At 60.7% G+C, this 13,425-nt stretch carries 11 protein-coding genes and 1 pseudogene; 8 read left to right on the top strand and 4 right to left on the bottom strand.

What is annotated here, in order from left to right; all coding sequences use genetic code 11:
• Nucleotides 1-54 precede the first annotated feature (54 nt).
• Together CCGE531_RS10795 and CCGE531_RS10790 are read right to left on the bottom strand one after the other, a co-directional pair.
• Nucleotides 55-981: a pseudouridine-5'-phosphate glycosidase gene (locus tag CCGE531_RS10795; RefSeq protein ID WP_120664149.1), complete on the bottom strand. Its 927-nt coding sequence runs from the start codon at nt 979-981 to the stop codon at nt 55-57.
• Nucleotides 982-1,027: 46 nt separating this feature from the next.
• Nucleotides 1,028-1,972, bottom strand: a complete 945-nt coding sequence (locus CCGE531_RS10790) for a carbohydrate kinase family protein (protein ID WP_120664148.1) — start codon at nt 1,970-1,972, stop codon at nt 1,028-1,030.
• 239 nt (nt 1,973-2,211) lie between these two features.
• Here CCGE531_RS10790 and recA point away from each other — a divergent pair, with 239 nt between their 5' ends.
• The 3 genes and pseudogenes from recA (at nt 2,212) to CCGE531_RS10775 (ending at nt 7,118) form a co-directional block, all read left to right on the top strand.
• Nucleotides 2,212-3,297, top strand: a complete 1,086-nt coding sequence (recA, locus tag CCGE531_RS10785; protein WP_120664147.1) for a recombinase RecA — start codon at nt 2,212-2,214, stop codon at nt 3,295-3,297.
• Between the two features lie 172 nt (nt 3,298-3,469).
• Nucleotides 3,470-6,130, top strand: a complete 2,661-nt coding sequence (gene alaS, locus CCGE531_RS10780; RefSeq protein ID WP_120664146.1) for an alanine--tRNA ligase — start codon at nt 3,470-3,472, stop codon at nt 6,128-6,130.
• Between the two features lie 136 nt (nt 6,131-6,266).
• Nucleotides 6,267-7,118 (top strand): annotated as a pseudogene (locus tag CCGE531_RS10775) (AraC family transcriptional regulator).
• Between the two features lie 46 nt (nt 7,119-7,164).
• Here the strand turns inward: CCGE531_RS10775 and CCGE531_RS10770 are convergent.
• Together CCGE531_RS10770 and CCGE531_RS10765 are read right to left on the bottom strand one after the other, a co-directional pair.
• On the bottom strand, nt 7,165-7,791 hold the full coding sequence (locus CCGE531_RS10770; RefSeq protein WP_120664145.1) for a glutathione S-transferase family protein: 627 nt from the start codon (nt 7,789-7,791) through the stop codon (nt 7,165-7,167).
• A gap of 119 nt (nt 7,792-7,910) precedes the next feature.
• Entirely contained in the window at nt 7,911-9,125 is a 1,215-nt protein-coding gene (locus tag CCGE531_RS10765; RefSeq protein ID WP_120664144.1) for an NADP-dependent isocitrate dehydrogenase, read from the bottom strand.
• 222 nt (nt 9,126-9,347) lie between these two features.
• On the opposite strand from CCGE531_RS10765, the gene CCGE531_RS10760 reads away from it, so the two are divergent.
• The 5 genes from CCGE531_RS10760 to CCGE531_RS10740 all read left to right on the top strand — a co-directional run bounded on the left by CCGE531_RS10760 (nt 9,348) and on the right by CCGE531_RS10740 (nt 13,389).
• Nucleotides 9,348-9,953 (top strand): hypothetical protein, encoded by a 606-nt coding sequence (locus tag CCGE531_RS10760; RefSeq protein WP_205586435.1) that lies wholly within the window; start codon nt 9,348-9,350, stop codon nt 9,951-9,953.
• 114 nt (nt 9,954-10,067) lie between these two features.
• Complete coding sequence (locus tag CCGE531_RS10755; RefSeq protein WP_120664143.1) at nt 10,068-10,910, top strand: RNA methyltransferase; 843 nt, start codon at nt 10,068-10,070, stop codon at nt 10,908-10,910.
• Nucleotides 10,891-11,691 (top strand): glutamate racemase, encoded by an 801-nt coding sequence (gene murI, locus CCGE531_RS10750; protein ID WP_120664142.1) that lies wholly within the window; start codon nt 10,891-10,893, stop codon nt 11,689-11,691. Before CCGE531_RS10755 ends, murI begins: the two co-directional genes overlap by 20 nt.
• 2 nt (nt 11,692-11,693) lie before the next feature.
• Nucleotides 11,694-12,158 (top strand): GNAT family N-acetyltransferase, encoded by a 465-nt coding sequence (locus CCGE531_RS10745; protein WP_120666715.1) that lies wholly within the window; start codon nt 11,694-11,696, stop codon nt 12,156-12,158.
• A gap of 85 nt (nt 12,159-12,243) precedes the next feature.
• The gene (locus CCGE531_RS10740) at nt 12,244-13,389 is read left to right on the top strand and encodes an alpha-hydroxy acid oxidase (protein ID WP_120664141.1); all 1,146 of its coding nucleotides are present in this window, start codon (nt 12,244-12,246) and stop codon (nt 13,387-13,389) included.
• The last annotated feature ends 36 nt before the right edge of the window (nt 13,390-13,425 follow it).

Raw genomic sequence — 13,425 nt, 5'->3', positions numbered from 1 at the left:
GGCCGGACGATCTTTTGAAGCGCCCGACCGTTCCTTTATTCATTACAGCTCTAACTATTCCGCCAGAGCGACCGCGATTTCAGCGGCCAGGCGCGCATTGTTTTCGACAAGCGCGATATTGGTCTTGAGGCTGCGGCCTTCGGTGATGTCGAAGATGGTGCTGAGCAGATAAGGCGTGACGGCCTTGCCGGTGATCTCGTCGCGGTCGGCGCTGTCGAGGGCGCGCTCGATATAGATTTCCATTTCCTCGCGCGGAATTTCGTCCGCTTCCGGGACCGGGTTGGCGATCAGCATGCCGCCATCGATGCCGAGCTGTTCGCGCGTGGACTGGAAGTTGGCGATGGCCGCTGGGCTGTTCAGCGTCAGCGGACTCGCCAAGCCGGAAGAGCGCGACCAGAAGGCCGGGAATTCGGCGCTGTCGTAGGTGACGACCGGGACGCCGCGCGTTTCCAGCACTTCGAGCGTCTTCGGAATATCGAGGATCGCCTTGGCGCCGGCGCAGACGACGATGACGCCGGTGCGGGAAAGCTCTTCAAGATCGGCCGAGATGTCGAAGCTTTCCTCCGCGCCGCGATGCACGCCGCCGATGCCGCCAGTGGCGAAAACCTTGATGCCGGCGCGGGCGGCGGCAATCATCGTGGCGGCGACGGTGGTCGCGCCGGTGCGGCGCTCGGCGATCGCAAAAGCGATGTCGGCGCGCGAGACCTTCATCGCGCCTTCCGTCTTGGCGAGGGTTTCCAGCTCTTCCGGCTCAAGACCGATATGCAGTGTGCCATGGATGACGGCGATGGTCGCCGGGACCGCGCCTTCCTGCCGGATGATCGCCTCGACGCTGCGGGCCATCTCGATATTGCCGGGATAGGGCATGCCGTGGGTGATGATGGTCGATTCCAGTGCCACGAGCGGTGCGCCGCGCAGCTTGGCGGCGGCGACTTCCTTCGAATAGGAGATCGGAAGCAGTGGCGAGATGGGCTGGGTCATTGTCGTTTCCAATTCGCTGAAACAATATATGCGTTTTGAGCAGGCTTCATGACAGAATTTCGGCCTTGGGAACAAGGGCCAACATCGTCTTCAAAAGCTCCGGAGACAGATTTTCGGCGGTGGCCAAGGATGATTGCACGGTGATCGCTGCGGCTGCCGCACCGTGGCGGACAGCTTCCGCGAGGTCGTGGCCGGCAAGCAAGGCTGAGAGAACGCCTGCGGCAAGAGAATCTCCCGCCCCGGTGACATCGGCGACATCGTCGACGACGGGCGGCTGCAGGCTGACGACGAGATCGCGGGAAAATGCGATCAGCGGGCGCCCGCCGCGGGTGATGACGCCATTGCGCAGGCCGAGGGCGCGCAATCCGTTCACCCATTCGAGCGGGTCTTCCGGGCGATTTTCGGTCAGCGCGGCGGCCTCGGCTTCGTTGAGGAACAGGTGGTCGATGCCGGCAAGGCTTGGCTTGAGCCGCACGACTTTCGCCGGCGAGATCGCGATTGCCGCGACGGGCTTGCCGCATGCGGCCGCTCTTGCCGCGATCGCGGCTAATGTTTCGGCCGGCAGATTGGCGTCGCAGAGAACGAGATCGGTCTCTTCAAAGGCATCGCGAACGGCGCGAATCGCCAGACGTCTCGGGACGAACAGCTTGTAGAGTTCCATGTCGGCAAGCGCGATGACCAGATTGCCGTCGCGTTCGAGGATCGCCGTATAGCTCGGCGTCTTGCGATCGAGGAAAACGAAGGGCCGGTCGTCGATGCCGGCGTGGCTGGCCGCTTCCGCCACGATCTCGCCGGAGGGATCGCCGCCGCGGGGCGAGATCAACCGCACGTCGAAGCCCAGGCGGGCTAGATTTCTGGCCGCATTGAAGCCGCCGCCGCCGGGCTCTTCGAACCATGCGCCGGGATTGCTGGCGCCGGGTGCGGTCTCGCCGAATATGCGGCCGCGCCGGTCGATATGGGCGCCGCCGAGAACGAGAATCTTCTTCGCCATATGGTTTTCCTCAGCAATCGAAAAGACGAATCGGACGGGTCGATAACATCTCGCAATTCACCGTCCCGGCCATGCAAGTGCCTGGGAAGAAAGAAGAAAACAAAAATAGAACGGAATTCATTTTACCTTTTTCTTTCAATTGCTTGTTGTGCTCTTGCGATAAGAGAACAAATAGAGTACAGAATTCTCATCGGCGGCGACATTGCTAGAGCGGCTTCAATAACCTAAAGGTGGATCGGATGTCTCAGAATTCTTTGCGGCTTGTAGAGGACAAATCGGTGGATAAAAGCAAGGCACTTGAAGCGGCGCTCTCTCAAATTGAGCGGTCGTTCGGCAAGGGCTCGATCATGAAGCTCGGCTCTAACGAGAACGTGGTCGAAATCGAAACGGTTTCCACCGGCTCGCTGAGCCTCGATATTGCCCTCGGAATCGGCGGTTTGCCGAAGGGCCGCATTGTCGAAATCTATGGGCCGGAAAGCTCGGGTAAGACGACGCTGGCTCTGCAGACCATTGCAGAGGCCCAGAAGAAGGGCGGCATCTGCGCTTTCGTGGACGCGGAACATGCGCTCGATCCGGTCTATGCCCGCAAGCTCGGCGTCGACCTGCAGAACCTTCTGATCTCGCAGCCCGATACCGGCGAACAGGCGCTTGAAATCACCGATACGCTGGTTCGCTCCGGCGCGATCGACGTCCTCGTCGTCGACTCCGTTGCGGCATTGACGCCGCGCGCCGAAATCGAGGGCGAGATGGGCGACAGTCTTCCCGGTCTGCAGGCTCGTTTGATGAGCCAGGCGCTGCGCAAGCTCACGGCTTCGATCTCGAAGTCCAAGACCATGGTGATCTTCATCAACCAGATCCGCATGAAGATCGGCGTCATGTTCGGCTCGCCGGAAACGACGACGGGCGGTAACGCGCTGAAGTTCTATGCCTCGGTTCGCCTCGATATCCGCCGCATCGGCGCCGTCAAGGAGCGTGAAGAGGTGATCGGCAACCAGACCCGCGTGAAGGTCGTCAAGAACAAGATGGCGCCTCCCTTCAAGCAGGTCGAGTTCGACATCATGTATGGCGAGGGCGTTTCCAAGACTGGCGAGCTGGTCGATCTCGGGGTCAAGGCCGGCATCGTCGAGAAGTCGGGTGCCTGGTTCTCCTATAACAGCCAGCGCCTTGGCCAGGGCCGCGAGAATGCGAAAATCTTCCTGCGCGACAATCCGGATCTCTCGCGCGAAATCGAATTGTCGCTGCGCCAGAATGCCGGCTTGATCGCCGATCGCTTCTTGCAAAATGGCGGTCCGGATGCCGATGATGGCGACGCTTCCGGGGAATAATGATTTCCGGGAGCAATTCCTGGCTTGATATGACACTAAAATTTGAGACCGGCCGCATTGTCCAAGGGATGTGCGGCCGGTTTTGTTCGTGCGGCTGGACAGCGCCCGGAGCGAACGATAAAAGCCACTGACTTTGACGCAAGTTGCTGAGCGCAGTACTGAAGGGCCCAATATGAGCGGTGTGAATGAAATCCGGTCGACCTTCCTCGACTATTTTAAGAAAAACGGCCACGAGATCGTGCCGTCGAGCCCACTCGTACCGCGCAACGATCCGACATTGATGTTCACCAATGCCGGCATGGTGCAGTTCAAGAACGTTTTCACCGGTCTGGAGCAGCGCTCGTACAAGACGGCTTCGACGGCGCAGAAATGCGTGCGTGCCGGCGGCAAGCACAACGACCTCGACAATGTCGGCTACACCGCGCGCCACCACACCTTCTTCGAGATGCTCGGCAATTTCTCCTTTGGCGACTATTTCAAGGAGCAGGCCATCGAGCTTGCCTGGAACCTGATCACCAAGGAATTCGGGATCGACGCCAAGCGTCTGCTGGTGACGGTCTATCACACCGATGACGACGCCTTTAATCTCTGGAAGAAGATCGCTGGGCTTTCGGACGACAAGATTATCCGCATCCCCACCAGCGACAATTTCTGGGCGATGGGCGATACCGGCCCCTGTGGTCCCTGTTCAGAAATCTTCTACGATCATGGCGATCATATCTGGGGCGGCCCTCCGGGTTCTCCGGAAGAGGACGGCGACCGGTTCATCGAGATCTGGAATCTCGTGTTCATGCAGTTCGAGCAGATTAGCAAGCAGGAGCGCGTCGACCTGCCGCGTCCGTCAATCGACACCGGCATGGGTCTCGAGCGCGTTGCCGCCTTGCTGCAAGGCAAACATGACAATTACGATATCGATCTCTTTCGCGCGCTGATCGAAGCTTCCGAAGAGGCAACCGGCGTGAAGGCCGAGGGCGAGCATCGCGCCAGTCATCGCGTCATCGCCGACCACCTGCGTTCCTCCGCTTTCCTGATTGCCGATGGCGTGCTGCCGTCGAATGAAGGCCGAGGCTATGTGCTTCGCCGCATCATGCGCCGCGCCATGCGCCATGCGCAGCTGCTCGGTGCCAAGGAACCCTTGATGTGGCGGCTGCTGCCGGCGTTGATCCAGCAGATGGGTCGCGCCTATCCCGAGCTGGTGCGCGCCGAGGCGCTGACCTCCGAGACACTGAAGCTCGAGGAAACCCGTTTCCGCAAGACGCTGGAACGCGGCCTGTCGTTGCTGAACGATGCCACCTCGGACCTGCACAAGGGCGACAGCCTGGACGGCGAAACGGCTTTCAAGCTCTACGACACCTATGGCTTCCCGCTGGATCTGACGCAGGACGCACTGCGCGCCCGCGGCATCGGCGTCGATATTTCCAGCTTCGCCGATGCCATGGAGCGGCAGAAGGCCGAGGCGCGTTCGCATTGGACCGGATCCGGCGACAAGGCAACCGAAACCATCTGGTTCGAGCTCAAGGAAAAGAATGGTGCGACTGAATTCCTCGGCTATGACACGGAATCTGCCGAAGGCGTGATCCAGGCAATCGTCAGGGATGGCGTTGCCGTCGACAGCGCCTCTGCCGGCGAAAAGGTACAGATCATCGTCAACCAGACGCCGTTCTATGGCGAATCCGGCGGCCAGATGGGCGATACGGGCGCCATCTCCGGCGACAACGGCAAGCTGACGGTGGGCGACACTCAGAAAAAGGGCGAAGGCCTTTTCGTTCACCTAGCCGAGGTTTCGGAAGGAACGATCAAGGTGGGCGATGCCGTCGTGCTGACGGTCGATCACGCCAGACGCTCGCGCCTGCGCGCCAACCATTCCGCCACCCACCTGCTGCATGAGGCACTGCGCGAAGTGCTGGGCACGCATGTCGCCCAGAAGGGCTCGCTGGTTGCGCCCGAGCGCCTGCGCTTCGACGTGTCGCATCCGAAGCCGATGTCGGCTGAGGAGCTGAAGGTCGTCGAGGAGATGGCGAACGAGATCATCCTGCAGAATTCGCCGGTGACGACCCGCCTGATGAGCGTCGACGATGCGATCGCGGAAGGCGCGATGGCGCTGTTCGGCGAGAAGTACGGCGATGAAGTCCGCGTCGTATCGATGGGGCAGGGCGTGCGTGGCGCCAAGACCGGCAAGCCCTATTCCATCGAGCTTTGCGGCGGTACGCATGTGTCGGCCACGGGCCAGATCGGTCTCGTGCGCATCCTCGGCGATAGCGCCGTCGGGGCCGGTGTGCGCCGTATCGAAGCTGTCACTGGCGAATCCGCGCTTGCCTATCTCGCGGAGCAGGACGAGCGCGTGAAAAACCTCGCCTCGACGCTGAAGGTTCAGCCTGGTGAGGTCGTTTCGCGCGTCGAAACTCTGATGGACGAGCGCCGCAAGCTGGAGCGCGAATTGGCCGATGCCAAGCGCAAGCTTGCCATGGGCGGCGGCCAGGGTAGTTCCGCTGACGCCGTTCGCGAAGTCAACGGCGTCAAGTTCCTCGGCAAGGCCATTTCCGGCGTCGATCCCAAGGACCTAAAGGGTCTGGCGGATGAGGCCAAGGCAGGCCTTGGCTCGGGCGTGGTCGCGCTGATCGGCGTTTCCGAAGATGGCAAGGCTAGCGCCGTTGTCGCCGTCACCGAAGACCTGATCGGCCGCATCAGCGCCGTCGATCTCGTCCGCGTCGCGTCAGCCGCCCTCGGCGGCAAGGGCGGCGGCGGCCGTCCCGACATGGCGCAGGCCGGCGGCCCGGATGGCGCCAAGGCTGATGAGGCGATCGAGGCGATTGCCGCTGCACTCGCCGGCTAACGGCTCTATTTTCTTACGATAGCGAAAATGGCGGATGCTGCGGCATTCGCCATTTTTCTTTGTGCATCCAACTCCGCAGGATTTGTCAAATCGGGTTATGCTCTTGTCGGGCCGATCGATTTGCAAGGGGTTTGACATGACAGGCGGAACGGCGTGGACGCTTTACGAGACCCGGCTGCGGCGGGTTTCTGCCTATATCCACGAGCATCTGGATGACGAGCTCGACATGGAAAAGCTGGCGGAGATCGCCTGCATGTCCAGCTATCACTGGCACAGGATCTATCGGGCGATCTATGGCGAGACGGCGGCGGCAACCGTCAAGCGGCTGCGGCTGCACCGTGCCGCCGGCGATCTCGTCAACACCCGTCTATCCGTCAGCGACATTGCAAAGCGGTCGGGCTATCCCAACCTCCAGTCATTCAACCGCATCTTCAGATCCGTCTACGGCATGCCGCCGGCGCGATATCGGAATGAGGGAAGCCATACGATCTTCGAACCCAGTACCTAAGGAAGGATTACGGTCATGTTCGACGTTACGCTTCGCACCATCTCCCCGATGTCACTCGTCGGTGTCGCTCATCGCGGCTCCTATATGCAGATCGGCCAGGCTTTCGAAACCTTGTTCGGCACCATCTTTGCTCGCCGCCTCGCTGGGCCGGATATGCGCATGATCGGCGTCTATCTCGACGATCCCGATGTCGTGGAGACGGACAAGCTGCGTTCCTTTGCCTGCGTCACCGCTGGCCAAGGAATGACCCTAGATATGCCGTTGGAGCGTCGCTCTCTCGATGGCGGCGAGTACGCCGTGTTGCGCCACAAGGGTCCCTATGCCGACATGCACAAGGCCTATCAATGGCTGTACGCGCAATGGCTGCCGGCCTCGGGACGGCAGCTCCGCGATGCCGTCATGTTCGAGGAATATATCAACAACCCGCGCGACGTCCCGCCGACGGAGCTATTGACCGATATTTATATGCCGCTGCAATAGCGGCATATGACCTCGATTGAAAGTTTCCTCTTAATACCTTGTATTTTCAGAGATTAGCCGGCTTTGGCATGGCGGCATTGTCAATCTCGTTGCCACGGCGATAGGCGTCGCGGTCGCTGACCCGGCCCCAATAGTCGATGAAAGCCTGGCGCTTTTCGATGGTGCCGAAGTTGAGGCCCCAGCCGACATGAGAACCGACATAGACGTCGGCGGCCGTGAAGCGGTCGCCGGCGATGAAGGGTGAGGCGGTAACGGCCAGTTCCAGCGCGTCGAAAACGTGGTCGAGGCTGCCGCAGCCCGCCATGCGCAGGCGTTCGGCGGGAATTTCGAAGCCGAGGGCGCGGTTGGTCACCGCCATCTCCATCGGGCCGGCCGCGAAGAACATCCAGCGGAAGTAGTTGCCGCGTTCGGATGCGGTCGGCGCAAGGCCGGCTTGCGGGAATGTTTCCGCCAGATAGGCGCAGATGGCGGCACCTTCGGTAACGACGGTATCGCCATGCTTGATGGCCGGCACCTTGCCCATGGGGTTGACCGCAAGATATTCCGGCGCCTTCATCGTCGTGCCGTAGTCGAGATATTCGGTGCGGTAGGGCTGGCCGGTCTCCTCGAGCATCCAGCGGGCAATGCGTCCGCGCGACATCGGGTTGGTATAGAAAACGAGTTCTTCAGCCATCTCTCTCTCCCTTTTGTTGCGCGCATTCTTGCCATCGGTTGGCCGCGGCGGCAAGATTCCGGGCAAAAGAAAACCCGGCGTTGAGGCCGGGTTCTCTCTGGTTCCGATGTCGGCGAGGCTTAGGCAGCCATCGCCTTCTGGAGGTTCTCGTCGATCTTGTCGAGGAAGGCGGTGGTCGACAGCCACGGCTGATCCGGGCCGATGAGCAGTGCCAGATCCTTGGTCATGAAGCCGGCTTCGACGGTATCGACGCAGACCTTCTCAAGCGTTACGGCGAACTTCGCAAGTTCGGCATTATCGTCGAGCTTGGCGCGGTGGGCGAGACCACGGGTCCAGGCGAAGATCGAGGCGATCGAGTTCGTGGACGTTTCCTGGCCCTTCTGGTGCTGGCGGTAGTGACGGGTCACCGTGCCGTGCGCGGCTTCGGCTTCGACCGTCTTGCCATCCGGCGTCAAGAGAACCGAGGTCATCAGGCCGAGCGAGCCGAAGCCCTGGGCGACCGTGTCGGACTGGACGTCGCCGTCGTAGTTCTTGCAGGCCCAGACATAGCCGCCGGACCACTTCAGGGCGGAGGCGACCATGTCGTCGATCAGGCGGTGTTCGTAGGTGATGCCGGCTTCGTCGAACTGAGCCTTGAATTCGGCCTGGTAGACTTCTTCGAAGATGTCCTTGAAGCGGCCGTCATAGGCCTTGAGGATGGTGTTCTTGGTCGAGAGGTAGACCGGCCACTTGCGCATCAGGCCGTACATCATCGAGGCGCGGGCGAATTCGCGGATCGACTCGTCGAGGTTGTACATGGCCATGGCAACGCCGGCGCCAGGAGCGTTGAAGACTTCCTTCTCGATGACCGTGCCGTCTTCGCCGACGAACTTGATGGTCAGCTTGCCCTTGCCGGGGAACTTGAAGTCAGTGGCGCGGTACTGGTCGCCGAAAGCGTGGCGGCCGACGACGATCGGCTGGGTCCAGCCCGGAACCAGGCGCGGAACGTTCTTGCAGATGATCGGCTCGCGGAAGATGACGCCGCCGAGGATGTTGCGGATCGTGCCGTTCGGGCTCTTCCACATTTCCTTGAGGTTGAATTCCTTCACGCGGGCTTCATCCGGCGTGATCGTCGCGCACTTGATGCCGACGCCGTACTTCTTGATGGCATTGGCGGCATCGACGGTCACCTGGTCGTTGGTGGCGTCGCGGTTTTCGACCGAGAGGTCGTAGTAATCGATATCGATGTCGAGGTAGGGGAAGATCAGTTTTTCTTTGATGAGCTGCCAGATGATGCGAGTCATTTCGTCGCCATCGAGATCGGCAACGGGGTTAGCGACCTTGATCTTCTTCATGCTTCTGCCTCGTTTAAGCTGATGGGACCGGATGGTCCTGTGGGTAATGTGAAGTCCCGAGGGCTATAGCACCGCAAGTGCGGAACGCAAAGCCGATAGAGCCTCAGGCATGGCGTTTTTGATCATTCGTGACACCACCGGCTTTTTGCGATCCGGCCATTGCCAAAGCGGTCGATGGGACTAATGTCGCGCATGTTTTGCCTGTTATTACGGAATCATGTCATGCAGAAATTTGCCGCATCCGCGCTTGCCTTCACCCTCTTTCAGTTCTCCCTGGGCGCGCATATGGCGCTCGCCGCCGATGCCACGACGCCGGTCAAGGCCATCATGGACGCGACCGTTTCGAACTGGGCGGGCGGCGACAGCGACTGGCAGGATATCTTCGACGACGACAAGCTCAAGGATCTCTACAGCAAGGATTTTGCAGTGAAATATAAGGCGGCCGCGCAGTTTCCCGCCGCCGACGAGGATGGCATTTCGCCTTTCGACTATGACGTCATCGTCAATGCGCAGGATGCCTGTCCGTTGGAGGACATGAAGATCGCCGCCCAGCCGCCCAAGAACAATGCGACCGAAGTGCTGGCGACCTTCAAGAAATCCACCTGCATGGGGTCCGATGCCGACTACCAGAAGGTGACGACCGTGCGCTTCGAGGTCGTCGAGGAGGGCGGCAGGCCCGTCGTGGACGATATTGTCACCAACGACGACAATGGCAATCCGAGCTCGCTCAAGAGCGTGATGCAGGATCTCGTCAAGCAACAGCAGCAACAGCCGTCCGATCCGCAACAACAGTCCACGGACCAGCAGAAGCCGGCCAATCCGCAATAGCCGGGTGCGGTTCGCTGAGCCAGTGATGCGCAAAAACCTTGCCGATCGGCTGGTGTCTCGTTATTGCGACCCATGATTTGCGCGAGAAGGTTCGCGCGCGGAGAGCAAGACATCATGGCAGGCACGAACAGCGAGCGTACACTTCTGGCCGAAGGGCCGGCCATCATTCTGGTCGAGCCGCAGATGGGCGAGAATATCGGCATGGTGGCGCGCGCGATGGCGAATTTCGGGCTTGTCGAGCTGCGTCTCGTCAATCCGCGCGATGGCTGGCCGAACGAGAGGGCGCAGGCCACCGCCTCGAAGGCGGATCACATCATCGAGGCGACCAAGGTCTACGAGACGCTGGAGCAGGCAATTGCTGATCTCAATTTCATCTATGCGACGACAGCTCGGGAACGGGACGGCTACAAGCCGGTGCGTTCGCCTGTCGTTGCGGCAGAGACGCTTCGTGCGCGGTTCAAGGCCGGCGAGGGTACCGGCATCCTCTTTGGGCGCGAGCGTTGGGGCCTGACGAATGAGGAGGTGGCACTCGCCGACGAGATCGTGACCTTCCCCGTCAATCCCGCTTTCGCTTCCCTGAACATCGCCCAGGCCGTGCTGCTGATGTCCTATGAATGGATGAAGTCGGGCATGGAAGATCTCGGCGCCGTGCCTTTCCAGGCGATCGAGCAGCGGCCTTCGACGAAGGATCAGCTCTTTGGGCTCTTCGACCAGCTCGAAGAGGCGTTGGATGCCCGCAATTATTTCCATCCTGCCGCAAAAAAGCGAACAATGGTCGACAATCTCCGCGCCGTCCTGTCGCGCCGGGCGTTTACCGAACAGGAAATCAGCGTTTTGCGCGGCGTCATCTCGTCTCTCGACCGCTTCACGCGGAAATCTCCTCGCGGCAGCGGCTCGCATCCCAGATCGTCCAGTCCATCGAAGAAAGCCACAAACGATGACAGCAGCGGCGAATGAGCTGAAGCCGGTCCTGGTGTTCGATTCAGGGATCGGTGGTTTGACCGTGCTGCGCGAAGCGCGCGTGCTGATGCCGGAGCGCGGTTTCATCTATATCGCCGACGATGCCGGTTTTCCCTATGGCAGCTGGGAGGAACAGGCACTGAAGGAGCGCATCGTCGATCTCTTTGCGAAGCTGCTTGCCCAATATGATCCGGAAGTCTGCGTCATCGCGTGCAACACGGCTTTCACGCTTGCCGGCGCCGACCTGCGCGCGACCTTCCCACGGATGACGTTTGTCGGCACCGTACCGGCGATCAAGCCGGCGGCCGAGCGGACCCGCTCCGGTCTCGTCTCGGTGCTGGCGACGCCGGGCACGGTCAAGCGCGCCTATACGCGCGACCTCATCCAGTCCTTCGCCACCCAATGCCATGTCCGGCTTGTCGGGTCGCAGAACCTGGCTCGCCTGGCGGAAGCCTATATTCGCGGCGATGTGATTGCCGACGAAGCCATCATGACGGAGATCGAGCAGTGCTTTGTCGAGATTGATGGCCGCAAGACCGATATCGTCGTGCTGGCCTGCACGCATTATCCTTTCATGGCCAATATCTTCCGCAGGCTCGCGCCATGGCCGGTCGACTGGCTCGATCCGGCCGAGGCGATCGCAAGGCGTGCCCGCAGCCTGATACCGCAGGTAGCCGATGCCGTCCATCCCGACAATTTCGACTTTGCTGTCTTCACTTCGGGGACGCCGGATTTTCCAACACGACGGCTGATGCAAGGTTTTGGGCTCAAGGTTTGATGATGACTGACAAGGTTTCGTTGCGTAAACTCGATCTCACGGACATGCCGGCTGCTGCGGCCGTCCATCGCGCTTCCTTCAACGAGCGCCTGCCGACGCTTGCCGGCCTTCATATGCCGGAAGAGGATGTTGGCTTCTGGAGCGCCGTTGTTTTCAAAGACTGCCAGATCTGGGGCGCGGAAGAGGGCGGTCGCCTGGTCGGCGTCATCGCCTTTCTCGAGGATTGGATCGACCAGCTCTATGTTTTGCCCGAGGCGCAAGGGCACGGCATCGGCAGCCGCCTGCTCGATATCGCCAAGTCGGCCTATCCGGTGCTCTCGCTCTGGACATTCCAGAGAAATGAGCCTGCGCGCCGCTTTTACGAGAAACACGGCTTCTTCGTGGTTGACGAGTCTGATGGAGCAGGCAATGAGGAAAAGGAGCCGGATGTGCTTTACAAGTGGGAAGCGCGCTTGCACCGGCTGTAGTTCAAGATCGGACTGAGCGGCGGGATATTGGGAGGTCGATATTTGATGTCTTTTGAGAATGATTGCAGTGTTGTCGAGGCAAGCCATGCGTCTGCGTGAGTGCCACAATTTCCATGATTTTCGCCTCCTCGCGAAAAAGCGTCTTCCCGGCCCGATCTTCAACTATATCGACGGCGCGGCCGACGACGAGGTGACGCTGCGGCGAAACACGTCGAGCTTCGAAAGCTGCGATCTCGTTCCCAATGTCCTGCGTGGGGTCAGCGAGATCGACATGTCTGTCACCGTCATGGGACAAAGGCTCGCTACGCCCTTCTATTGCTCGCCGACGGCCCTGCAGCGGCTGTTTCACCACCAGGGCGAGAACGCGGTCGCTGCCGCAGCTTCCTCGCTTGGCACCATGTTCGGCGTCTCCTCACTCGGCACCGTCAGCCTCGAGGAAATCCGCAGGAAGTACCCGGGGCCGCAGGTCTACCAGTTCTATTTCCATAAGGATCGCGGGCTGAACCGGACGATGATGGAGCGGGCGAAGGAAGCCGGCGTCAACGTGATGATGCTGACGGTCGACAGTATCACCGGCGGCAACCGCGAGCGCGACCTTCGCACCGGGTTCTCCATTCCGTTCAAGCTCAATCTGGCGGGTCTGACCCAGTTTGCCATCAAGCCGGCCTGGGCGCTGAACTATGTCACCCACGAGAAATTCCGCCTGCCGCAGCTCGATGAACATGTGGATATGAGCGGCGGCGCCATGTCGATCGGCAAGTATTTTACCGAGATGCTCGATCCGTCGATGAACTGGAACGATGTCGCCGAAATGGTGAAGCACTGGAACGGACAGTTCTGCCTGAAGGGCATCATGTCGGTCGAGGATGCCAAGCGGGCGGTCGATATCGGATGTACCGGCATCGTGCTGTCGAACCATGGCGGCCGGCAGCTGGACGGCTCGCGCTCCGCATTCGATCAGCTGGCGGAGATCGTCGATGCCGTCGGTCACCGCATCGATGTCATGATGGATGGCGGCGTCCAGCGCGGTACGCATGTGCTGAAGGCCCTGTCGCTCGGCGCCAAGGCCGTGGGTCTCGGGCGCTTCTATCTCTATCCGCTGGCCGCTGCCGGGCAGGCTGGCGTCGAGCGCGCGCTCAGGCATCTGCGCATCGAGGTCGAGCGCGACATGAAGCTGATGGGCTGCACCTCGGTCAGCCAGCTATCACGGGCCAATCTGCGGTTCAGATAGGTCTCGCAATCGCCTGTGGGTTTTTTCAATCCACGG

It is taken from the genome of Rhizobium sp. CCGE531 (genome assembly GCF_003627795.1).
GTDB lineage: Bacteria > Pseudomonadota > Alphaproteobacteria > Rhizobiales > Rhizobiaceae > Rhizobium.
The sequence above is the reverse complement of the archived record's forward strand: the minus strand, read 5'-3'. Positions and strand labels throughout refer to the sequence as shown.